This is a genomic window from Nostoc sp. CmiVER01 (genome assembly GCF_034531135.2).
Taxonomy (GTDB): Bacteria; Cyanobacteriota; Cyanobacteriia; order Cyanobacteriales; family Nostocaceae; genus Nostoc.
Genome location: NZ_JAVRBU020000015.1, coordinates 58,404 through 82,757, shown reverse-complemented (window position 1 = coordinate 82,757; position 24,354 = coordinate 58,404). Strand labels below are relative to the sequence as shown.

Here is a 24,354-nt window from a genome sequence, read left to right as displayed (position 1 = left end):
AAGGTATCATAAAGCACAGTAGACTTTTTTTAACCTAAGTACTTGCTCAAATATGATTTTTGAGAGCAAGCTATCTATTGAAAAATCTTTGCGGCTGTAGGGATGTACAGCTGTACCCCTACTATATATAGTGAGTATTTTGGGGAATGATATCAGCGTGATCGCAAACCAAACATATCAAGGAGATTTAGAAATAAATCCATCACCATTATTGGCTGTTCTTAAGGATTTGCATTCCGAGTACAAGTTACTGGGGGAGGGCGCAGTAGCGAAATACATTCCAGAACTGGCAAAGGTAAACCCGGACTTGTTCAGCATTTGCATTGTGACAGTAGATGGTCAGGTTTACAAGGTTGGAGACTACGACCAACTCTTTACCATTCAGTCAATTTCCAAGGTATTTGCTTATGGACTTGCCTTAGAAGATCATGGACAGGATTACGTTTTGACTAGAGTTGGCGTGGAACCAACGGGAGATGCATTCAACGCGATTGTTTTGGATGAGCAATCGAAGCGGCCTTATAATCCAATGGTAAATGCAGGTGCGATCGCAACCACCAGCTTAATTAAAGGTTCTGGCCCAACCGAACGCCTCAACCGAATACTGGATATGTTTCGGCGATATATTGGGCGTGACGTGTTCGTTGACATTTCAGTTTTTACCTCAGAACGCAGTACAGGACATCGCAACCGGGCAATGGCGCATCTTATGCTCAACTTTGGCATGATTGACCGGAACATTGAAGAGGCACTGGATCTTTATTTCCAGCAGTGTGCTGTGATCGTGAATTGCCAGGACTTAGCAGTGATGGCAGCTACCCTTGCTAACAGAGGTATTAATCCCATCACCAAAGAATCGGCAGTAGATAAGCGTTACATCAAAGATATTCTTAGTGTTATGTACACCTGTGGTATGTACAACTTTGCAGGTGAGTGGGCTTATAAAATTGGGATTCCGGCGAAAAGCGGTGTTACTGGCGGGATCATCGCTGTTGTACCCAATAAGATGGGCATTGGAGTTTTTTCGCCTCTGTTGGATATGCGTGGTAACAGTGTGCGAGGGGTAAAGGTGTGTGAAGAACTTTCCCAACGGTTGGGTTTACATTTATTTGATTGTTCAGGCCAAGAGGCGAAATTTAGTTGAAGGAAGCAAAGGGGCAGAAGAGGTTCTATATTTGTTGGAGATTAACCGTGAGTTTTATTATCGCTATTTGAACTTATCTATTACTGATTGTAGATATTTTGTAGAGGCAGCTTCGGCTTGAGAGTGGATAGTCAAGTCTGGTATTGTTAATTTAGAGCGAAGTTGGCAGTAAAAACGAATGGTGTGTTGAAGCGATCGCCCAATTTCCTCTTGATCATGTTTAGCGGGAATAGTTTGACGAAAATCATTCAAATAAAACGGAATTTCTGTTTCCAGATTTCTTACACCGCGTGGAAGCAGGCCAGCTTGCACCTTGGCTAATGGCGCTAGAACTTGCCCACGCAGAAAAGAAAGAAAATCAATAACTTCAAAGAGTTCACCTCTTCCTAATTTAGTTGCAGCATAGTGTACCCACACCCAGAAGCGGTCTTCAATCCACTGTGGGTCAAAAGGTGGATAATTCCGTGGATTATCTGAAACAGCTAAGGTTAGTAGATTTCCCTGCTCCCATAGAATAATAGGATTTTCTATGCGGTCTGTTTGAAAATCTTGTAAAAGCAAAAACTTTAAATCGACGTGTACAAGAGGACTGTCATAGAGACAGATTAATAATCGGGGTTCGCCAACGTGTTCGCCGGTAAAAGCTGCTAGCAGTTTTCCTAATTTGCTAGCTAAAAGCTGACGCTCTTTTAAAACTTGCTGATAATGAACATCATCTACAACAATAATGAGATCCAGGTCGGAATACTCATCCATTTTTCTGCTCAAATAAGAACCACCGATCGCTACACCCAGTAAACGGTTATCCGTCTGCAATTTTGCTAAAATCTGTTCTAAAAGCTCTCGTTGTGGTTCGGGAACAGGCATACATCTCCAATTTTTGAAATTTCAATAGCGATGCCTACGGTGGTCACTGAGCTTACCGAAGTGCTGGCTACGTCTACACAACAGTCTGAAGGATTAGTTTAAACGCCAACTTCATCCATCTTGAGCTAGTTAGCTAAGTTTTCAACAGCATATAAAATGTTATTTGAACATTAAATTTTTATACTAGTAAGTTTTTCACTAACTGTTATAGATAAGCGAGATAGCTTCTATTTTATAGTTTTTTAAGGCAATAGCCGAGATTAAGATTATGCATGAAATTTCAAAGCAGACTATAGAGGCAGCACAGAAACATGCTCAAAAATCAATCGAGCATAGTCAAGAAGTGCAAGAATTGGCTAAGAGTTTACAAACAGATGACCAAATCGAGCCGGAACAAAAAGAACGTATCGAAGGCTTTGGAGAAACCATGCAAGAACACGCGCAGAAATTTCAAGAATTGGCGCACAGGCTAATAGAAGATCCTTCAACAGATATATTTGCAGAAGCAGTAAAGGAGCATATAAAGGTAAATCAAGCCCATATCGAAGCAATTAAAGAATTTCAAAAGATAGAGCCGCCAGCTTAAATGAGATATTGATTAAATATTAAATTCATTTGCTTTTAACTGGGTGTATTATTGAGCTTGTTATAAGTCTAATAACTACTTGAGTCTTTTCATTTCAGTTAAACACAATCGATTTGTCTATATATAGTGATGTGTTTATCCCCAAACGATACTCCGGCAGTCACAGAAGCGGATGTCTTGATTACAGAGGCACTGGCTAGCCGTCCAGCAAGACAGCCAGATTTAGCGGCTGAAAACCGAGCGCTCCACATCCTCGGTCAACAACTCATCAACGATCCGCAATCCACACTCAAAACCCTGGTTGAGATGGCCATCGATTTATGTCGAGCCGATACTGTTGGAATCAGTTTACTGGAAACAGATCCTAATGGTGAATCTAGATTTCACTGGGTAGCGATCGCAGGCGCATTAAAATTTTTAGAACAAACCACCACCCCAAGTAATTTTAGTCCCTGTAGCACCACACTTCAATCTGGGCAGCCGCAACTGTATGCCTATCCTGAACGTTATTTCACCTATCTGCACCATCCGCAGTTTCCTATTGTTGAGGCATTGCTAATTCCGCTAAGTGTAAACAATCAACCATTAGGCACTCTTTGGATTGTGTCACACCATGAGGCGCGACAGTTAGATGCTGAAGATCATCGGCTGATGACGAGTTTGGCAGGTTTTACTGCCTCTGCTCTACAAAGCATCCATCGGGCACATCAGGCAGCTGTTGAAGCTGTACGCCACGAGCAAGGGACTCGTGCAGCACTCCATCACAGCCAAATGCAGTTCGAGGCACTAGTTGCGAACGTGCCAGGTATGGTTTACTGCTACTTGCCTTGCACAGATGGCCCTCATCGATTTACCTTTGTAAATTCTGGCTCCCGTGAACTGTTGGAATTGGAGCCAGAAACAATTCTTCAAGATGCTAATTCCTTTGTAAAATTAATTTATTCAGAGGATTTGGCGTCATTTGAAACGTCCGTTGCTCAAGCTGTTGAGAACCTCTTACCCTGGTGTTGGGAAGGGCGGATCGTCACACCATCGGGTAAACTCAAATGGGTTCAGGGTAGTTCCCGCGCTGTGCAAACGGCAGAAGGATACGTGTGGGATGGGTTACTGATTGACGTTACAAATTACAAACGAGCAGAAGGGGCGTTGCGCCAAAGTGAAGAGTTCAATCGGCAGATCCTTGACAGTAGCGACGACTGCATCAAAGTATTGGATTTGTCAGGGCTAATCGTCTATATGAGTCCAGGCGGACAGGCGGCGCTCAACATCAGTGATGTTAGACCGTTCCTCAACTCTTCATGGGTCGAGTTCTGGCAAGGAGCCGATAGACAAGCCGCACTGAATGCAATCGATCTTGCAAAATCAGGCATAATCAGCACTTTTCAAGGCTATCTTACAACTCAAACAGGTGAACCGAAGTGGTGGGATAATAAAGTTAGTCCGATTAAAGGAGTCGATGGGCAAGTCGAACGGTTGTTATGCATCTCTCGTGATATCACCGCTCGCAGACAAGCCGAAGCAGCGTTGCGCGAATCCGAAGAGCGTCTGCGCCGGGCGATCACCATCGAAACGGTTGGTGTCATTTTCTTCAAAACTAACGGTAGTATCACCGAAACCAACGATGCTTTCCTGCAAATGAGCGGCTACAGCCGTGAGGATATTGAGCAAGGATTGATGCGGTGGGACGAAATGACACCACCGGAGTGGATGCCGCACTCCCTCAGAGCAATCGAACAGTTTAAAGCAACTGGCAGCACTACTCCCTACGAAAAGCAATACATCCGCAAGGACGGCTCACGCTGGTGGGCATTGTTCTCTGCCAAGCGTCTTAATGAAGAAGATGGCGTAGAATTTATAATTGACATCACTAATCGTAAACAAGCCCAAGCCGAGCGCGAACAACTCCTGGCCCGCGAACAACACTATGCCAACCAATTGCAGGGATTGACAACAGCAGCGCTGGCAATTAATTCTGCCCTGTCGGTTGAAGAAGTGCTACAAGTAATTACCGAGCAGGCAGCATCGATTATTGCTGCCCACCAGTCCGTCACCAGCATGACCATTAACCAAAATTGGTCACAGGCAATTAACGCCATTCACCTATCGGATAAATACGCCCAGTGGCGAGACTACGAGCAACAGCCAAATGGGTCTGGAATTTACGCTTTTGTGTGTCACCTGAATCACTCAATGCGGATGACACAAGCCGAACTTGAAAATCATCCCCGTTGGCGAGGCTTTGGCAACGAGGCAAATAACCACCCTCCAATACGGGGCTGGCTTGCAGCACCTTTAATCGGACGAGACGGAAATAATATCGGGTTGATTCAGCTTTCAGACAAATATGAAGGTGATTTCACCGAAGCGGACGAAGCCATACTGGTGCAGTTAGCGCAAATGGCATCGATCGCAGTTGAAAATGCCCGGTTATATGAAGCAGAACAGCAAGCACGGTTAGCAGCAGAAGCATCACGGGAAGAAGCCGAAGCTGCAAACCGGGTTAAAGATGAGTTTTTGGCGGTGCTGTCACACGAGTTGCGATCGCCTCTCAATCCAATTCTCGGTTGGTCTAATCTACTTCAGAGCCATAAGCTTGATGAAGCGAAGATAATGCAAGCTCTAGCAGCTATTCAACGCAATGCCAAATTGCAATCAGAATTGATTGAGGATCTTTTGGATGTTTCCCGCATTCTCCGGGGCAAACTCAGCCTGAATGTTGCTTCAGTCGATCTTGCTGCAACGATTCAAGCGGGGATGGAAACCGTGCGACTAGCAGCCCAAGCTAAGTCAATTTCAGTGCAGACAGTCCTCGAACCCAACGTTGGTAAAGTTTTGGGTGATTCAACTCGTTTGCAACAAGTGATTTGGAATCTGCTCTCAAACGCGATTAAGTTCACGCCTGAAGGCGGACAGGTAAATATTTGTTTAGAGCAACTTGGCTCTGTTGCCCAAATTACCGTCAGCGATACAGGCAAAGGTATTCATCCTGATTTTCTTCCCTACGTGTTTGATTATTTTCGCCAAGCAGATGGTACTACTACAAGAAAGTTCGGTGGATTGGGATTAGGGTTAGCGATCACCCGTCACTTAGTCGAACTGCATGGTGGCACAGTTGAGGCAGAAAGTCCAGGTATTGGGCAAGGAGCAACCTTTACAATCCGGCTACCGCTAATGTCTACTCAGCCAGCAACAAATCAAGACAGTAAGCTACTTCCTCCTTTTTTAGATTTAACTGGTATTAATGTTTTAGTGGTGGATGATGATACCGACACACGGGAATTGACTGCTTTTGTGCTAGAGCAGTATGGGGCAATTGTTACAGCCGTGTCTTCAGCTACCGAGGCATTCTTGGTTCTTACCCAGTCCAAGCCTGATGTGCTACTTAGTGATATTGGGATGCCCGATGTAGACGGTTATATGTTGATACAGTATGTCAGAAGCTTGTTTGCCCAAGGCGATCAGATAAAAGCGATCGCCCTGACAGCCTACGCCGGGGAGATGAATCAGCAACAGGCACTAAAAGCAGGTTTTCACAAGCATATCTCTAAGCCAATAGAGCCAATGATGTTAGTGCAAGCAATCTCTAGCCTGGTTCGGTCTACTTAACGGTCAAAATTCTTCTGCTTGGGGAAGCGGGAAAGTTTCACCAGCCAAGTAAGCTTGAAAGTGCTTTTGGAAGTATAACCAGGAAGTCATATCTTCCCCATCTATCAATGCTTTTGGGGCTTTTTTATATAGAGGAATACGGTTATTAATTTCGTCTTGCAACAGTGAAGGCAGTTCTGCTAAACCATTGACTTTGCTGCCAACAGCACTGTAGATAAGTTGACCGGGGCGATCGCCCATTTTCATCCAAGGAAGCCATTGACCAATCCGATCCCAACTCAGTTTAAGTTGAGAAACTGAGGAGAGGGCTGTGTTGAATAAATCTGCCGTTGGTACTGTTAATTTAAACAATTCCGCCGCCTGATAAATTGGATTTGGGCTGTATTCGGCAAATTTGGGGTCATCTGCTAAGGGATTGGGATAATAGGGAAATATATCAAAAACAAAGGTTGTACTTTCATCATCGACTTGTGCAGGGAAATTTCCTTTAAATTTGCCCTGCACTGGATTATTAGCAACGTGGATTACCGGAACTGTCTCACCTGTCCAAGGATTTTCCCATTTGTTTAAGACTTCATCTGTTTGTGGATTAAGGTAGTAAGTTAATTCTCTAGAAGTAAAATCCCAGCTACCCTCATCTGTGGAAATACATCTGCTAACACTCAATCCCAACATCTTAAACAGGAGTTGTTTTTTCTCACCGGGGATAAAAGCGTAAATTTTACCTTTCCAAATCAGGAAAGTAGATTCGCTAGCGTCGAGAGAAGAACGAGTTTTAACCCAGTGCTGTGCTTCAAGTTCTTGGATTTGAGCAACCATCTAAAGTATCCTTAGTATTTTGATAACAAAAGAATAAGCTAATTTAGTCATTAGTCATTTGTCATTCTTTGCCAATACCCCATGCCCAGTTTAATTAAATTCTGGTGAAAGCTCTTCTGTGCAATATTTCAATTGTTGGAAGAAAAGCTTGAGCTTGTTCTCATCTAATTTGCCATTGCTGCGAACGGCGCTACACAAATCTAGTCCGAAAGGAGCAACTTGTTTGACTGCGATTGCAACATTCTCAGATTTCAGTCCTCCAGCTAAGAAAATTGGTACGTTTACTTGCTCACGGATTTGGGCGCTCAAGTTCCAGTCGTGTAAGCGTCCTGTGCCGCCTAACTCTTTAATCAGCAGTGATTGATTACCAGAGTCCAGTAGAATTGCATCTACGTAGGGCGCTACGTTGATTGCTTCGTCTATAGATTTTTCTGTAATGACGTGAATGACTTGAACAATGGAGATTCCAGGTAAAGCGTCTCGGTATCTTGATAGCTTCCTGATTCTAGGCGATCGCAGATTTGCACAGTATTTGTCCGACAGCGTTTTACCTGCTGAATAATCTCTTGAGCATCTTGGCTTGAAGTAAGTAAAAAAGTGGCGATTGGGGGTGGTACACAAGCAGCAATTTTCGCAATTAATTCTTCAGAGATAACACCGGGGCCACTTGGCATTTGAGAAACCAAACCGAGTGCAGATGCGCCGCAACGAATAGCAATCCACGCTTCTTCTATGCTGCTGATACAGCAAATTTTGACTCTTGGGTTTGCTGTTTTTTCCATTCTTTACTAACTCCGAAAGCGCCAATCCCCAATCTTTTTATCAATTAAACTGGTTCAGAAAGTTGCTCATCTAAACGGCGAAACAAAAACAGCCAAAGCGGTAGAGAACTATTAATTGCAATTAGTCGCACTAAATGGCCTGTTGTGACAATTTCAACATTATGATTCAATGCTAGAGAAACTAGGATCATTTCTGCCGATCCTCCTGGTGCTGTGACTAAAAGACAGGTTAACCAGTCCCAAGAAGTTAATTGCATTGCCAGTATAGCAGCGATCGCTCCCGCTATTAGGGTCATTCCCACAGACATTAAGGCATAAACGACAGTCCGCTTTCTAAAGTTGGGTTTGTCTCCCCAATATTCACCAATAGTAATTCCTAAGAGCATTTGACCCAATAGGTTAATTATTGGTGGCGGACTAAAGCTAATATCACCTACAAAAGGTAGCCAATGTAGCAAAGGATTAAACCCGATACCAATCAACAATGCACTAAAGAAATCGCCAGCCGGAATTTTAAATAATATAGCTGGATAAACTACTAATCCAGTAATTAGCAGTACTAACAAGAGTAATTCTAGTTGAAATGGCTCAAAATTGAGCCAAGTAGGGTTAATTGGGAGTGTTTGGGGAGAGTAATTACCAGTTGATGTCTTTGCAATGAAGGGAATTAGAATAACTACTGAGGTGACGCGAATCGCTTGAACTAAGGCAACCAAACTAACATTTTTGTTGTAATCGGCGGCGATCGCTGCCATAATTCCTACACCACCAGGAACTGTAGCCAGCATTGCTGTTAATAAGTTGGTTTTGCTAAGGCGCGAGTAAATATAACCAATACAGGTTCCACTCAGCAGCAGGAACAAGGTAAGAAAAATAAATATAGGAATACCAGAAGCAACACTAGCTAAATTCCCATGAGCATTGGAAGCACCAACAGTTAAGCCTACAAGTGCCATTCCCACTTTTCTCGCAGTGCGGTTAGGTTGGGGAGAATATTGATAAAAAATTCGACATCCTTGAAGAACCACTGTACCAGCAGCAATCCCACCAAATATCCAGGCAACTCTACCAATTTGAAACTTTGCCAGAAGTAAACCTAGAGGTAATGCCAGAAGCATTTCCAAAACAAGGACAATTAATTGCTTCGTAAGCTGTTGTTTACTAACAACGGGATTTTCATGAGTGTGTTCTTGCAGGTTGGGAGCAACACTTAGGCTTTGATTCATCTATAATGGGCTTTTTTATTAATTTAACTTATGTACTTAAGCTAGAGCGATCGCATAAAACAACTAGTGCAGCGCGGCGTAAATAAACCACTCATTCCAAATCAATAAAACTCTTACGCTGTATTCATTTTGACTTTTGACTTTTGCCTTGCAGTACTAGGTCTAAACTTAGCGCGTGTTGCATTCAAATAAAAATGCCTATAGAGAGAGGATAGGGGCACAATGATCGTTGTACCCCTACAAATAATTTATATTCCTTTCAATGATTCAGCCGTTTAATCTTCGTCAAGGGCTGGGAAAGCTTCTTCAAGCTGCCATAACCTATCTTTATTTTCAACGAACCAAATACGAGTTTCTGGAGTTAATTTACTCCAAATGTCTTCAACAGGGATGTGTGGAGATGCATATTGGTACTGCTGACCAAGTGATTTAAGATTTTCTGCCACATCACCCGGAATTCCGAATTGTTCCCAATTAACTGTTATGTGTCTTCCCGAAACTCCGGCTGTGGGGTCAAAAATCAATTGTGCTGACCTGATTAAATCAGCAAAGTGTTTCGGTTTTAGTTTGGTGATCTCCTGAATTTGGAGTGATTCGTTATGCTCTTGAGACATTATCGCCGCAGTGGTAAAGATTAATGATTCAGTTGAACTTACTGCCAGAGATTTTTATCCCAATATTTTTACTTTAGCGCAGAGCCACTAACTTGAGCATAACTTAACCACACAAAGAATTTGAGCAAATTGTTTAAGGTAAACAAACTTTTGATACCATGTCTAAGCTAGTGCAAAAAGGTTTGTAGTAGGCACTTTAGTCCATAGAGAATCAGGACTAAAGTCCTTACTACGAACTTCTCGATTTTAATGACGAGTGTAGGAACGCTCAAAGTGAGTTTTGAGTGTTTGAGCCATAACAGACATTACAACTGCTGCTAAAGAAAGCGATATTGCGGCAACTTTAATTCTAGAATCATCTGCAAGTATCGCTACAGCAGCTAGAGCGATCGCTATCCCTATACAACTTTGCTTAACCCTATTTGTAACTTGATAAGCTCGATTACAGGAGCTACAAATAAGTGTGTGGCGTGAGAATCTATCTAACAAAATTGCCTTTGTATTCAACTCACTATTATCAAAATTTTTCCATGTGGAATAGCCTTGATAAAAAGGCAAAGATGACCCAAATTTATCTAGCCATTTGCGGTACTCAACTACTAATGTGTCAGATGTTTTTAAAGGTAAATATACTTCTTTGAGACTTGTTTTTAAGCGCTCAATTTCTGACTGTTGCCCCACGATAAGAGGTAAATCTTGCTCTAATATTTTGTTGGTATTTAAGTGATCTAGCCAACGTGGTCTTAGCTTGACTCCCCAAGTCATGAAATTACGATAACCTCTAGCTAAAAGACGACATCGCCCTTTACCTAAAGGAACCGCATATAAAGCTAGTCCAAATGTCCAGCCTCGGTCTTCAATATAAGCATTGTTCAGCACAAGATTTGGAGCAACAAAATCAATATACTTCCAAGCTTCATTTGATTTATTAATTCCCCGCCACCTACCTCGAACACCCTGAACTGAACTCTCTAGCACTTCCATTTCTAGCGGTTGGGCCTTTTTGCGATTACCACCCCCTCTAGTACCATGATGGCTAATAGCAACATGAGCCGGATCGGTAACGTTCTCTATTAGATATGTTTGGTCATAAGGCAGATCCAATATAAAGTCTGAACACACAAATCCTGGCTTATCTAAATCCGGCAAAATTGGGATATTTTCATCAACAGCAGCTTCTTTTTCACCAGCCCAGACCCAAATCATGCCTTGACGTTCCACAACCTTAAAAGATGGTACGCAAGCATTAGCTGGAATTTTTACATCTGCTGATAATTGGGGAATGTGCAAACATTGACCATCATTGCCAAACTGCCAACCGTGATATAAACACTCTATTTTACCGTCAATAATTTGTCCTTCAGAAAGTTTGGCTGCACGGTGAGGGCAACGATCTGTTAAACAGATAAACTGTCCATCTTTGTTTTTGAATAAGACCAAAGGTTCATCGTACAAGGAAAAGCTATGAGGACGGTCGGTAGGTAAGTCTTGTACAAAAGTGACGGGATACCAGTATTGCCTCCAGTTAAATTCTTGCTTCTCCTCAAGCGTCTCAAAGGTAGAAGTTGGTGGTGTCGCCTGTAGTGGCTCTGTTTCTAATGACATAGTTTTTTCCAGGTTTCTATAATTTTAGACCTTTGGATTAGCAAATCTTTAGTCCTAGAGATAGAACATTTCTAGGGTGAAACTTTAAAAATTAACAAGAAGAAACCAAACTGGGGTTTGAGTAAGTCAAAGCTCATTTTGCTTACGAAAAAAACCAAAATGAGAAAGCAAACTGGAGTTTGAGTAAGTAAAAGCTGCTTTTGCTTGCGGAAAACACTGAAATGAGAAAGCAAACACAGCTTTTGAGTAAGTCAAAGTTCATTTTGCTTGCGGAAAACACCAAAATGAGAAAGCAAACACAGCTTTTGATTAAGTAAAAGCTGCTTTTGCTTGCGGAAAACACTAATAATGAGAAAGCAAACTGGGGTTTAAGTAAGTCAAACCTCATTTTGAGAAAGCAATTTAAGTATTTTAATAAATTAAATAGGTATTTTTATAAAGCAATAAGGCTTTTTGATAAAGTAATCAGCAAATATACTTAACGATTAAAAATCACGCCTGTACAAATGGAATCTTACTGGAAAACTGCTGTATATAACTTAATTTTCAAGGATCGCGCGATTTCTCTATAACTTTCAATTTAGTAATTTGTTTATAGAGGAATTACCTTAGCTACTCATCTTCGATCAGAACTGTAACAGCAGCGATCGCAATCAACATTTCGTCATTTTTATCATTGAGTTCGGGAATCGCTCGCCCTTGAACTACCATCCCCCCAGATTCTACGGTAAGGGTTTTCCGACCAAATGGGAGTACAGCGAGTACTTCTTCTTCCCTAACTTGTTCGGGGTATGGAACTGCTACCTGAACCTCTATAATCATTTCATTGGGGTGACTCAAACCTGCGACTTCCCAAACACCAGGTAAAGCATTATGAGCGATCGCATTTCGTACTGCTCTAGATGCTGCTACTGTCGGTTCTTGTCCATGCTGATCTATTCCCATCCCCATCTCGATAATCAACCGTTTACGTACCATTACTATCTCCGGTAAATTCTGCACCTTTCAACTAACAAAAGCAGAGGGCTATAGGCTCACTTGCAATACTGCATCTTTTAGAGTCCTGCAATGATAACCAGACATACTCATTGCATCCCCCTGCCCCTGCCTCTTACCTCACAGCATACGCTGCACCCGACTTAGACGCTCTGAGTAACTTTTCATCACCTGTAGGGCAAACATGGGTGTTTCTTGAACGGCAAAGAGAAACCTTTTCTCATCAACAGAAGCAAGTTTGGTATCCACTTTGGCAATAGCCGTGTAAGTTCTATTTTTTACTCCTACAAGTACCCCAGCACCAAAAATTTCGCCCGTGTCAATGGTTTCTACAACCTTGCCATTGACTAATATATCTACCTCTCCTTCCAGAATCCCATACATGCGATCGCCAGACTGTCCTTCTTCAAATATGACTTCGCCTGCTGAAAATGCTTGAGGGTCGGGTTGTTTTTGAAAGATACTGACTGTTATTACAGGACTTAGCATTTAGAGCAACCCCAAAATTATTGGTTTTTAGACGAAACTTTTAGATAGCTTTACGCGAACCCACAAAAGTATACTACTTTCTGTTGATTAACTCTCAACCACCGCAAAATTTCTGATTATCTCCTAATCGCCTAGAAACCTCTAAGAAGGTTTTACTAGGTAAAACCGTTTTTTTCTGAGTCGGAGCTACGGTGTATACACAAGTCTGAAATAGCTGATTAATCAAGGTTTTACCCCACCCTAACCCTCCCCTTATAAAGGGGAGGGAACTAGATAGATTTCTTTTTCCCCCCTTTATAAGGGGGGATTAAGGGGGGTAATCCTGGGAATAATAAGCACAGTCCAGGAATATGAAAACGCTGATGACAAAGCTGTATAACCAAACCTCAGAAAAGCAAAAACGGCAAACTCTCAGAAACAATATGCCCCCATGTGAAAAAATAGTTTGGGCAAAACTTAGAAATCAACAAATTGAAAGCTGTAAATTTCGCAGACAATACAGTATTGATAGATTTGTAGTGGATTTTTATTCTTCGGAGTTGAGACTTGCCATAGAAATTGATGGTGATAGTCACTATCAAGATGGAGTTGCAGAATATGACCGCGATCGCCAAGCATTTTTGGAATCAAAAGGTACGAGTTTTTTGAGATTTACGAATCAAGAAGTTTATCAAGATATTGATGGTGTGGTGGAGAAGATTAGGGAAGTTATTTGTCGGTTGAGAGAAGTTACCCCACCCTAACCCTCCCCTTATAAAGCTACGGTGTACACATAAGTTATCCAATCACTACCAGTCCTCGAATTACCCCACCCTAACCCTCCCCTTATAAAGGGGAGAGAACTAGATAGATTTCTTTTTCCCCCCTTTCCAAGGGGGGATTAAGGGGGGTAATTAATCATGTCTACGACGGGCTATGACGCTCGCGATCGCTACGCTGCGCTATCGCCCTTGGCGTCTCCCCTTCTCCCAAAGGGAGAGGCTAGCGCCTGCCGTAGGATGCCCGAAGGGCTGTAGGGAGAAGACTCGCTATCAACGTCGCCTTTGTGGAATCCTATCTTTTTTATTAACGAAAATTCAAGGTAGGGAGAGGTTTATCAAACTCACGTTCAAATAGCAAATTTTGGTTTTGATGTCATCTTCTATAATTAATAAAACCTGCACACCTAATTCTAGGCATGAGACTGTGACCGAATCAGGAAGTTACAAAGATACAGTAAACCTACCCAAGACTAATTTTGATATGCGGGCAAACGCCATCAAGCGTGAGCCTGAAATCCAAAAATTTTGGGAAGAAAATAAAATTTACGATCGCCTCTCCGAAAATAACCCTGGCGAAATATTTATACTGCACGATGGGCCTCCCTACGCTAATGGCTCACTCCATATTGGTCATGCTTTAAATAAAATTCTCAAAGATATTATTAATCGCTACCAACTGCTAAAAGGGCGTAAAGTTCGCTACGTTCCTGGTTGGGATTGTCACGGTTTACCAATTGAGTTAAAAGTTTTGCAGAACATGAAGTCAGCAGAACGGCAAAACTTAACATCTTTACAACTGCGGCAGAAAGCGGAAGAATTTGCTCTAACTACAGTAAACGACCAGCGCCAAAATTTTCAACGCTACGGTATTTGGGGTGATTGGAACCACCCTTATCTAACTCTGAAGCCTGCTTATGAAGCGGCTCAAATTGGCGTGTTTGGTCAGATGTTCTTAAAAGGCTACATCTATCGCGGTTTGAAACCTGTTCACTGGAGTCCCAGTTCTAAAACCGCTTTGGCTGAAGCTGAGTTGGAATATCCAGAAGGTCACGTTTCTCGCAGTATCTATGCAGCTTTTGCAGTTACAAGTTTGGCGGAAACTGTAAAACCACTGTTGGTAGAATATTTGTCAGATTTGGGTGTGGCTATCTGGACAACTACACCTTGGACAATTCCGGGGAATTTGGCTGTAGCGGTGAATGCAGATTTGAATTATGCAGTGGTGGAAGTTTCACCTTCAGAAGCAAAAGCGCAGAGTAATTTTAAATATCTCATCGTTGCTGCTGATTTAGTAGAACGTTTATCTTCAACGTTGGGAGTTGAGTTAACTGTAAAAGCCACCTTTAAAGGGAATGATTTAGAACATACTACTTACCGTCATCCTCTATTTGACCGGGAAAGTCCAATTGTTGTGGGCGGTGATTATATCACTACTGAGTCGGGTACTGGATTGGTACATACTGCACCCGGTCATGGTCAAGAAGATTACATTGTTGGTCAACGTTATGGTTTACCTATCCTTGCACCAGTGGATGACAATGGCAATTTTACCGAAGAAGCGGGACAATTTGCTGGGTTGAATGTGCTGGGTGATGGAAATCAAGCGGTAATTGATGCACTGGCTGCGGCTGGTTCCTTGTTGAAGGAAGAACCATATCCCCACAAATATCCTTATGATTGGCGGACGAAGAAACCAACGATTTTCCGCGCCACTGAACAATGGTTTGCTTCGGTGGAAGGATTTAGAGAAGAAGCATTAAAGGCGATCGCCACTGTAAAATGGATTCCAGCCCAAGGTGAAAATCGCATCACGCCAATGGTCGCGGAACGTTCCGATTGGTGTATCTCTCGTCAACGGAGTTGGGGTGTACCTATTCCCGTTTTCTACGACGAAGCGACGGGAGAAGTACTGCTGAATGAAGAAATTATCAACCACGTTCAAGGAATTATTGCTGAAAAAGGTTCTGATGCTTGGTGGGAACTTTCAGTGGAGGAGTTATTACCCGAATCCTATCGTCAAAATGGTAAGTCTTACCGCAGAGGTACAGACACAATGGATGTATGGTTTGATTCTGGCTCATCTTGGGCATCTGTCGTCCAACAGCGTCCAGAGTTACGCTACCCTGCTGATATATATTTAGAAGGTTCCGACCAACATCGCGGTTGGTTCCAGTCAAGTTTGCTCACCAGTGTAGCGGTAAATGACATTGCGCCTTATAAAACTGTGCTAACTCACGGCTTTGCTTTGGATGAACAAGGGCGAAAGATGAGTAAGTCAGAAGGAAATGTGGTTGACCCAAATACAATCATTGAAGGCGGAAAAAATCAAAAAGTAGAACCGGCTTATGGTGCAGATGTCTTGCGATTGTGGGTATCATCGGTAGACTACTCTGGTGATGTCCGCATTGGCAAAAACATCATTAAGCAAATGAATGATGTTAGAGGCAAAATCCGCAATACGGCGCGGTTTTTATTGGGTAGCTTGGATGATTTTGACCCGGAAAAAAATACAGTTCCTTTTGAGGAATTGCCAGAACTTGACCGTTATATGCTGCACCGCATCACCGAAGTGTTTGAAGAAGTTACAGAAGCCTTTGAAAGTTTCCAATTCTTCCGCTTTTTCCAAACAGTGCAGAATTTCTGCGTGGTAGATTTATCTAACTTTTATTTAGATGTTGCCAAAGATAGGCTGTACATCAGTGCAAAAGATGCTTTCCGCCGCCGCAGTTGTCAAACGGTGCTGAAAATAGCTTTAGATAATTTAGCACGAGCGATCGCACCAGTACTATCCCACACTGCCGAAGATATTTGGCAATATCTCCCCTACAAAACACCTTACAAATCGGTATTTGAAGCCGGTTGGGTACAGGTTGAGGACAAATGGCGTAATCCAGAGTTAGCGGAATTTTGGGAAACCCTGCGACAACTCCGCACCGATGTTAACAAGGTGTTGGAACAAGCCAGGATTGAAAAAATGATTGGTTCTTCTTTGGAAGCCAAAGCTTTGATTCATATACCTCACAAACAGTTAGGCGATGCTATCAAAGCCTTTAACCCTGTTAATGGTAACGGTATTGACGAACTGCGATATCTATTGCTGACTTCCCAGGTGGAATTATTAGATTCTGCTGAAGGGTTGCAAGGATTAGAATATACAGCGCAGACGGAAAACTGGGGAATTGGTGTGGTGAAAGCAGATGGAGAAAAGTGCGATCGCTGTTGGAACTACTCTACTCATGTGGGAGAATCAGCAGAACATCCCTTAATTTGCGAACGATGCGTTGCAGCCTTAGCCGGAAAGTTCTAGTAAATATACGTTAGTTCAACAAACCTCTCCCTGCTTTGAACTAAAGTTCAAGTTTTTCCCTCTCTGACTCGGAGAGGTTGCGATTCGTTGATTAGTGAATCACGGTATCCAGCCCGTAAATAACTAATCCAGCCTGACAGCAGATTACTGTCACCAAAAGGCGAAACCTCTAAAGCTCTCATGAAGCAAAACTATAAATGTGCATCCTGCGGCTTAAAGTTCATCGATGAAGAACAGATACATCTGCATCACATCGATGGAAATCACGCCAACTGGAAGAAAAATAATCTTGAAGCAATTCATGAGAGTTGCCACGATTACAAACACATGAGCAAAAGCGCAAGCTAAGAACATCGGAAGCTGGGTGCGGTGAAAATTGCACGCCCAGATTTAACTGAGAGGTGCGGGAGATAATACTCCCCATCGACTCAAGCGAATTTTTTGGCTAGTAAAACCTCTTATACCATTTCACGAAAAATCTGATACAGATGCAAACCTTGAAAGCATTGCTGTATCTAAGTTTCTTAATTGCGTACAGCCCTGCGGGCATGAAAACAGCAAAGCGGGGCGTTAGCAAGAGTGCGAATTGGTATTAGTAGTCTTTTCATTCAGCTAATTAGATAGACAATACATCATCTGTGGAATTCACGTTAAATCAGGTTTCAGTCACCGCCTGAAATAGACCTCTTGGCATTTGTGCTTTTTGCAAGAAAGGGAAAAGGGTAAAGGTTAAAGGGGAAAAGGACGATACAGAAGTTTTTCCCCTTCCCCCCGCCCCTTATCCCCCTATCCATTACCCGGATCTTTCTCAACAATTGCGAGAGTATTCACTCACGTTTATTACAACCCTGATACGTCTGTCGTTAATTTTCAATAAAAACCTAATTTTAGTGAGAATATTAAGAGCCAATTTGTCAAGTATGACTCACACCTCAGTGTTTAAGATGCCTACAAAACAAGCGTTTCGAGATTGTAAAGAAAGATGTGGGTAATGCATAGCCTTATCCCCAGAGGGGGCCCCACCTTCCCCTTTTCCCGACTTATGCAAGAAGTCTAATATTTTGCGTAATTGCCTAATACACATTACGGTTATTTTATTCAGTACGTAAGTTCTAAGTACAATAGACTTTCTCGCAAAAAATTTGGGTAGTATTACTGAAGTAAATAAGCATTTTCACGTAGAAATACTGATAAAATAGCCTTATATAGAGATTATTAAGAAAATATAAAGGTATTGATTAATACGTACAACTTAGATTAAAACATGTATTAAGCCAATCAAAATTTAAGAGACACAAAGATATGTCAAATAAAGTTGCTAAAGACTTGGCAGATTTTTTGGTACAAATAGAACAGCGATCGCAGTTTCATGCAGGGTATCCATATAATTTAAGTTGTGATTACAGTGCGATCTCAAAGTTTTTCAATTATTTATTAAATAATGCTGGAGATCCATACATAGAGCCAGATTTTGGTCTTCATTCTCGGAATTTCGAGCAAGAAGTATTATCTTTTTTTGCTAACCTCTACAAGATTCCAGAAGATCAGTTTTGGGGTTATGTTACTGCTGGCGGAACTGAAGGTAATTTATATGGAATGTTCTTAGCAAGGGAAATCTACCCGAATGGGATTCTTTACTCATCACAAGACTCTCATTACTCAATTCCTAAAGCAGCTAAATTATTCCGCATTCAACATAATGTTGTTAATTCGCAAATTAATGGAGAAATGGATTATAACCATTTTGAACAACTACTTAGTGAAAATCGTAGTTATCCAGCCATCATAAATTTAAATATTGGGACTACCGTCAAAGGTGCAATTGATAACCTAGACAAAGTTCTAAAAATTTTAGAGCGCAATCAGATTAAAGATTACTACATTCATTGTGATGCTGCACTTTCAGGATTAATATTACCGTTTTTAGATGACGCTCCCCAAGTTAACTTTCAAAAACCCATAGATAGCATAGCTATTTCTGCTAAATTCATTGGTTCTCCGTTACCTTGCGGTGTAGTTTTAACCAAGAAAAAATGGGTAGAAAAAGTTGAAACAGCAATTGAATATATTGGTTCAACAGACACAACAATTCTAGGTTCTAGAAATGGTCACACTCCCCTAATTCTCTGGTATGCAGTGCAAACAAGAGGTTATGATGGATTAGCTAGAGAAGCAAATACTTGTGTTGATAATGCTCAATATCTTTTACAACAACTTCAAATAAGAGAATATCCATGCATGTTAAATAATTTTTCTAATACCGTAGTATTTCAAAAACCTTCTCAAAGGTTAATTAAAAAGTGGCAGTTAGCAGTTTTTGAAGATTGGGCACATATTATAGTCATGCAGAATATTAATCGGAAGAAAATTGATATTTTTATTAATGAACTTTTGCAAGAAGAGTTATTTGATAACGCCGAGGATTTCCAGCTACAGCCAGTACTAAACTAATTTAGGTTATCAAGCTATCTTAATCGCCCAATTTTACGAGATTTCTCTAAAGAGAATTTGATTCCAATATTTTATGAAAATAATTCATAACTTAGGAGCGGAGCCGGAGACGAGAATTCAGTATTAATTCTGTACGACTAGGTTCTAAATATTGGTTTAAAACCATACTTCTCTACGAGAAGCTACCGCAAACTTCCCGCCACGCACCTTTGCTTCTGATAGAAGCAACTACTATTAAAAATTTTCCCCTTATACCGTTTCACTTTAAGGTTGATACATTTAGGCAAGCAGGGGAGCAGAGGAGCAGGGGAGCAGAGGGGAAAGAATTTGTATCAGGATTTTAGTGAAATGGTATTAAAACTTTATTCTTTTATGGGTAGAGTATTCTGAATACTGACTCCTGAATTCTGACTCCTGTTTTATTTCTTTAAAAAGTTTTTATAACACAAGTTACCAGCAAGTAATATTTCTATTTCTGCACTTTCCATAGCTGGTAAGAAAAAATATCCTTGTCCATAATCACATTGTAAAGCCTTCAGTTGTGCTAATTGCTCTACAGTTTCTATCCCTTCTGCTGTTACAGACATATTTAAATTATGAGCTAATGTCACAATAGCTCGAACAATTTCTAAATTTTCTCCTCGACTACCTATATTACTGACAAAAGAACGGTCAATTTTAAGGGTTTTGATTGGTAGGCGATGCAGATAATTCAGAGATGAATAGCCAGTACCAAAATCATCCATGTGCAACTCGACATTCAGCGCTGTTAACTGGGAAAGTACGGTAGTAGCTAATTCAAAATTATCCATCAATAAGGTTTCGGTAATCTCCAATTTCAAACTGCATGGGTTCAGCCCAGTCTCCTCTAAAATATCTTTAACTTGTTTAAATACATCAGCTTGGGTGATTTGTTTCCCAGAAAAATTAACGCTAACTGTCAAAGGTAATGAGCTAGGAAATTGTTTATGCCATTTGTGCATTTGATTACAGGCTTCATAAAGCACCCATTGCCCGATATTAAGAATCATTCCAGTTTCTTCTGCTAAGGGAATAAAATCTTGAGGGCAAATAAGTCCTCGTTCTGGATGATGCCAACGTATCAGTGCCTCAAATCCAATAATTTTACCAGTTGTCAGTGAAATAATTGGCTGGTAATCAAGACAAAATTCTTCTGGTTTGAGTAGTGCATTTCGCAGAGCAGTTTCTAACTCCAAAAGCAAAGATGCACCCTCGTGCATTTTTCGGTCAAAGACCTCATAGCGTGCCTTACCAAGTGATTTGGCGCAGTACATTGCCACATCGGCATCGCGGAGAATCTGCGCTGCTTGTTCATAATCTGCTTTACTTAAAGCGATGCCAATACTAGCATTAGTAAATACCCTATGCTCATTTAATTGAAATGGTATAGCTAAAACTTTTTTAATTCGCTCGGCTACCTGTATAGCGGTGCTAATATCCTCAACTTCCTCAATTAATATTGTGAATTCATCTCCACCAAAACGGGCAACTATATCTCCAACTCGCAGAACTGATTTTAGCCGATGAGAAATTTCAATTAGAAGTTGATTTCCAAGTAGATGTCCAAGGCTGTCATTAACAACTTTAAAGCGGTCTAAGTCTAAGAAGAGTACAGCAAATAAATATTTATTTTTTTGTTTATTACGTTCTATTGCTCCCTGTACTCGCTCCAAAAATAATCGTTGATTAGGTAATCCGGTTAGCCCATCATGAAGACTATTGTGCAGTAATTGCTCTTGTGCTTGTTGACGCTTGATAATGTCTTGCTCAAGTTGTTGATTCACTCTAATAAGTTCAACGGTGCGTTCTAGAACCATCTGCTCAAGCTTATGACGATACTGAACTAATTCTTTTTCTACTAATTTACGCTTAGTAATATCACGGATAATAACAACATACTCTCGTAACTGGGAATTAAATGGCTGTGAAATAGTCGATTCGACAATTAGTAGACCTTGGTTGATTTTTAAGGTTTGCTCACTTCTAATAGACCATTGCTCTGGTTTGCCGCGATAGTTGATTAAAAGTTGATTCAATTTTTTGCCAATTAGCTGCTGAATAGTTGTTTGAAATAATTCTTCAGCAGCAGCATTTGTCTGGCAAATTCTACCGTTTTCATCTAAGACTAAAACAGTATCGGGGACGGTATCGAGAGTAGTAATAAACAGACTTTTTGCTTGTTTGCGTGCATTATCAATAGCAACGATTTGTGGTAAAGTAGTCCAGCAAGCGATCGCAACCCCTGCAACAGAAAGCGTCACTAACAGAATAGCTAGCAAAGAATTATGAATGTAATGATAATTTTTGTCTAATAAATCGCGGAGAAGCCAACTGGTTGTAGCAGTAATACAAATTAATGATACTAGAACAATCACCTGTAGTACGACAAAATCCTGGTTGTTTCTACTAGACCTAACGCTGTAAAGCTGTCTCCACCATTTTAGATGTAATGGTTCTAAATTTGAGCGACGTAGCGCGACATCTCCTATCATCAGAATAATAGGTAATAATAAACCCACTAAAAAATCTCTCCAATTCCAAGCTAAACCTCCTACTATTAAAACTACTGCTTCTATACAGAAAAAACTAAGTGACCACCAAGGCCATAACACCTGCGGTTTGCCCCGACACAGCCATAATCCCAGATGTAGACCCATAATAGACACGAGATAACAGGTGCCTGCTACCGTGACAAGTTGAGCTACATTTCCCAAATTTAGACAAAGCAGACTGAGTAGAAAGGTAACTAAGATAGCGGGCCCAAGGACACCTTCGGGGGAAACTAATGCAAATAGAGGAGAAAGCTGATCGTCTAAAGCAAGTTGATATAATATCCGAGGAGAGTTGGAAACTGCCGTAGCAGCACTTAAAAGGCAGGATACAGTAATGAGAAGTGTAACTATAAAAGAGGCAGATTCACCCCAAAAAGGCTTAGAAGCTGCCACCAGATTTAAGAATACATCGCTACCTATTGTTGGGTCTGGAGACGAACACATTAATACCCAAGAAGCACCTAAAAACACCGCAGGAATGAGCCAAGCAGCTACGGTTAAGAACTGCAAAGTTTTATACGGGTGGCGGCTATCAGCAACAAAAGAAGAAGTGGTTTCACAAGCATAAATTGAATAGCTAGCTAGAAAAAAGCACTTTGCCCATTCTTCAAAGCTTAGGCTCTCTGTGTTACTTAGGATAAGTTTAAAACTAGTGGTTGAAAAGGCTGACCATACTACGCCTTGAAAACAAAACAAAAGTAGTAATAAAATGGCTGGGAATACAAAAAATAAATGCAGGAGTGCTAAAGCACGAGTGCCACTGAAAGCCAAAATAAAAGGAATTACTGTAAAAAGAACTTTTAAAAAAGTTTCTGGACAAGAAATATCTAATGTTTCAAAATTGACTTTAATTAGGTCTGTAAGAATAATTGCATATAGTGCTGGTGCTGCTGCCCAGCTAAAAAAGTATCCTAATGCTACGTAACGGCCTAAGCTAGGAAAGTTCTTTAGTAGCCTTGTGGTATAGTTTGGTGTTCCTCCAGCGACATCTGGCCAATGTCTACCTAAACTTTGTACCTGCAAGTTGAGTAAAAAAGAAATGATCGTGCCAAAGAACCAAACTAAGATAGCTCTAGGCCCTAACGCTGCATGAATAATGGGGGCAGTACCAATCCACCCCACATGACCCGTTAAACCAAAGCCCCAGGTTTCGAGATAACTCAGAGTTTGTGGTAAAGGCATTACCGAGTGTTGACTTTTCTCTGCCTGTAGAGAATTTTTAGTAAGCATTGTTTCTTAACTAGATTTACTGGTCTCTTCACTCAATAGCCGAATATTACTGTAGATAGCTTCAGTATAAACGCTGGACTTATCAGAAAAACTACTTAATTATTACCACTATATATCGAGGAAGGCAGGAGGCATGCAGCCTTTAATAGGGTTATTATGGGGCCAGCCCTTTGCCTACGGGACGCTGTACGTAGCTTGCTTCCCCGAAGGGGTACAGCGAAGTCAAAAGTCATTCCCCTGCTCCCTGCCTCTTCTTTGAAATCATCAGTTCTGGAGCTATAACTATAGCTTTTGCAACAACTCCTGAGTTAATTGAAAGAACGCTTTTGAACCAGCTGATTGGGGAGCATTTAAAACAGCTGGCATAAAACTATCAACAGCCTTCGCAACGTTGACATCAACTGGTATTTGTACCTTACAAATTTTTTCTACACCGAAATCTTCAACAACGCGGTGCATCACTTGTTTATAGTATCTGCCAGTGAGAAGGTTAGCGCTAGACATACTGAATACAATTCCTAGCATTTTTATATCTATTTTGGTTTCATTTCCGTGACTGTCTTTTAATTGGGCAATGCGTCTTTCTAACAGTTGAATACCCACCACTGATAAAGGTTCTGGTTTAGCAGGAAGTATGTAAAAATCACTTGCAGCTAAAGCGCTACGAGTCAATAAATTATATCCAGGCGCACAATCCAAGAGAATAAAATCATATTCTTGACGTACAGATTTTAAAATATTATTTATCAAGACTCTTTCAAAACGATTCCAAATTGTTTCAAAGTCTTGTTCACCCAAAGCAGTTGCTTGTTGATGCAGCATTTCTGACACAACAAATTCATCATATAAGTCGATATCTCCTGGTAATAAATCCAGTCCAGCAAGATTACAAACCTGGGATTGAATGATATCTTGAATTGTCAATTTTGCTTCTGGTTCTGGATTGATAACTTGGTCAATCAGATACCTAAATGTCTTACTTTGTTTACGACGCTTGGCAAAATCTAGAGGCGACATCAAACTGAGTGTGGCGCTAATTTGGCTGTCTAAATCCAGGACAAGCACCCGTTTACCATGATTTTTAGCTAAACAGGTAGCTAAGTTGACAGTGAGGGTGGTTTTACCAACGCCACCTTTCATATTTGCAGTAGCAATTACATATCCCATTGGTTGAGTCCTCTGTTGACGCATTTCCATGTAGGTAGCGTATACCTGTCTCGATCTATTAAATCTTTTATTAAATTTAATATTTTTAAAATCTCAACGAAGAAGCAGAGGGCAGAGGGAAATGACCTCTT

General features: G+C 41.1%; 17 protein-coding genes and 1 pseudogene. 7 read left to right on the top strand and 11 right to left on the bottom strand.

The genetic code is table 11. The annotated features are described in order from the left end of the window. Window positions 1-160: 160 nt before the first annotated feature. Complete coding sequence (gene glsA / locus RMZ43_RS25075) at window positions 161-1,144, top strand: glutaminase A (protein WP_322652915.1); 984 nt, start codon at window positions 161-163, stop codon at window positions 1,142-1,144. 63 nt (window positions 1,145-1,207) lie between these two features. Here glsA and RMZ43_RS25070 read toward each other — a convergent pair whose 3' ends face one another. Further along, entirely contained in the window at window positions 1,208-2,011 is an 804-nt protein-coding gene (locus RMZ43_RS25070) for a nucleotidyltransferase domain-containing protein (protein ID WP_322649892.1), read from the bottom strand. Window positions 2,012-2,279: 268 nt separating this feature from the next. On the opposite strand from RMZ43_RS25070, the gene RMZ43_RS25065 reads away from it, so the two are divergent. Both RMZ43_RS25065 and RMZ43_RS25060 read left to right on the top strand, forming a co-directional pair. Further along, window positions 2,280-2,597: a hypothetical protein gene (locus tag RMZ43_RS25065; protein ID WP_322649891.1), complete on the top strand. Its 318-nt coding sequence runs from the start codon at window positions 2,280-2,282 to the stop codon at window positions 2,595-2,597. A gap of 129 nt (window positions 2,598-2,726) precedes the next feature. Then, window positions 2,727-6,203, top strand: coding sequence for a PAS domain S-box protein (locus tag RMZ43_RS25060; RefSeq protein ID WP_322652834.1), 3,477 nt, complete (start codon window positions 2,727-2,729; stop codon window positions 6,201-6,203). A 3-nt stretch (window positions 6,204-6,206) separates the two neighbouring features. Here RMZ43_RS25060 and RMZ43_RS25055 read toward each other — a convergent pair whose 3' ends face one another. The 8 genes from RMZ43_RS25055 to RMZ43_RS25020 form a co-directional block, all read right to left on the bottom strand. Next, the gene (locus RMZ43_RS25055) at window positions 6,207-7,022 is read right to left on the bottom strand and encodes a DUF1838 domain-containing protein (protein WP_322652833.1); all 816 of its coding nucleotides are present in this window, start codon (window positions 7,020-7,022) and stop codon (window positions 6,207-6,209) included. Between the two features lie 90 nt (window positions 7,023-7,112). Continuing rightward, window positions 7,113-7,445 (bottom strand): phosphoribosylanthranilate isomerase, encoded by a 333-nt coding sequence (locus tag RMZ43_RS25050; RefSeq protein ID WP_322652914.1) that lies wholly within the window; start codon window positions 7,443-7,445, stop codon window positions 7,113-7,115. Then, the gene (locus RMZ43_RS25045) at window positions 7,442-7,804 is read right to left on the bottom strand and encodes a hypothetical protein (RefSeq protein ID WP_322652918.1); all 363 of its coding nucleotides are present in this window, start codon (window positions 7,802-7,804) and stop codon (window positions 7,442-7,444) included. The genes RMZ43_RS25050 and RMZ43_RS25045 overlap by 4 nt, the downstream gene beginning before the upstream one ends. Before the next feature lie 44 nt (window positions 7,805-7,848). Further along, a complete protein-coding gene (locus RMZ43_RS25040) occupies window positions 7,849-9,030 on the bottom strand; it encodes an AbrB family transcriptional regulator (protein WP_322652832.1) in 1,182 nt (393 codons plus the stop codon). A gap of 275 nt (window positions 9,031-9,305) precedes the next feature. Beyond that, window positions 9,306-9,644: a hypothetical protein gene (locus RMZ43_RS25035; RefSeq protein ID WP_322649886.1), complete on the bottom strand. Its 339-nt coding sequence runs from the start codon at window positions 9,642-9,644 to the stop codon at window positions 9,306-9,308. A gap of 246 nt (window positions 9,645-9,890) precedes the next feature. Further along, the gene (locus tag RMZ43_RS25030; protein ID WP_322652831.1) at window positions 9,891-11,249 is read right to left on the bottom strand and encodes a Rieske 2Fe-2S domain-containing protein; all 1,359 of its coding nucleotides are present in this window, start codon (window positions 11,247-11,249) and stop codon (window positions 9,891-9,893) included. Window positions 11,250-11,861: 612 nt separating this feature from the next. Continuing rightward, window positions 11,862-12,227, bottom strand: coding sequence for a Lin0512 family protein (locus tag RMZ43_RS25025; RefSeq protein WP_322649884.1), 366 nt, complete (start codon window positions 12,225-12,227; stop codon window positions 11,862-11,864). A gap of 138 nt (window positions 12,228-12,365) precedes the next feature. Further along, complete coding sequence (locus RMZ43_RS25020; protein WP_322649883.1) at window positions 12,366-12,734, bottom strand: Crp/Fnr family transcriptional regulator; 369 nt, start codon at window positions 12,732-12,734, stop codon at window positions 12,366-12,368. A gap of 362 nt (window positions 12,735-13,096) precedes the next feature. Here RMZ43_RS25020 and RMZ43_RS25015 point away from each other — a divergent pair, with 362 nt between their 5' ends. The 4 genes and pseudogenes from RMZ43_RS25015 to RMZ43_RS25000 all read left to right on the top strand — a co-directional run bounded on the left by RMZ43_RS25015 (window position 13,097) and on the right by RMZ43_RS25000 (window position 19,253). Beyond that, on the top strand, window positions 13,097-13,477 hold the full coding sequence (locus RMZ43_RS25015) for an endonuclease domain-containing protein (RefSeq protein ID WP_322649882.1): 381 nt from the start codon (window positions 13,097-13,099) through the stop codon (window positions 13,475-13,477). Between the two features lie 442 nt (window positions 13,478-13,919). After that, on the top strand, window positions 13,920-16,802 hold the full coding sequence (gene ileS / locus RMZ43_RS25010) for an isoleucine--tRNA ligase (protein ID WP_322652913.1): 2,883 nt from the start codon (window positions 13,920-13,922) through the stop codon (window positions 16,800-16,802). Between the two features lie 159 nt (window positions 16,803-16,961). Continuing rightward, window positions 16,962-17,150 (top strand): annotated as a pseudogene (locus tag RMZ43_RS25005) (HNH endonuclease); the annotation flags it as partial. A 954-nt stretch (window positions 17,151-18,104) separates the two neighbouring features. Continuing rightward, a complete protein-coding gene (locus RMZ43_RS25000; RefSeq protein WP_322649880.1) occupies window positions 18,105-19,253 on the top strand; it encodes a histidine decarboxylase in 1,149 nt (382 codons plus the stop codon). Between the two features lie 419 nt (window positions 19,254-19,672). Here the strand turns inward: RMZ43_RS25000 and RMZ43_RS24995 are convergent, their stop codons facing one another. Together RMZ43_RS24995 and RMZ43_RS24990 are read right to left on the bottom strand one after the other, a co-directional pair. After that, window positions 19,673-23,056 (bottom strand): amino acid permease, encoded by a 3,384-nt coding sequence (locus RMZ43_RS24995; protein WP_322652830.1) that lies wholly within the window; start codon window positions 23,054-23,056, stop codon window positions 19,673-19,675. Window positions 23,057-23,338: 282 nt separating this feature from the next. Beyond that, window positions 23,339-24,223 carry a ParA family protein gene (locus tag RMZ43_RS24990; protein ID WP_322649878.1) on the bottom strand — a complete coding sequence of 295 codons (885 nt, stop codon included), beginning with the start codon at window positions 24,221-24,223 and terminating at the stop codon, window positions 23,339-23,341. Window positions 24,224-24,354 lie beyond the last annotated feature (131 nt).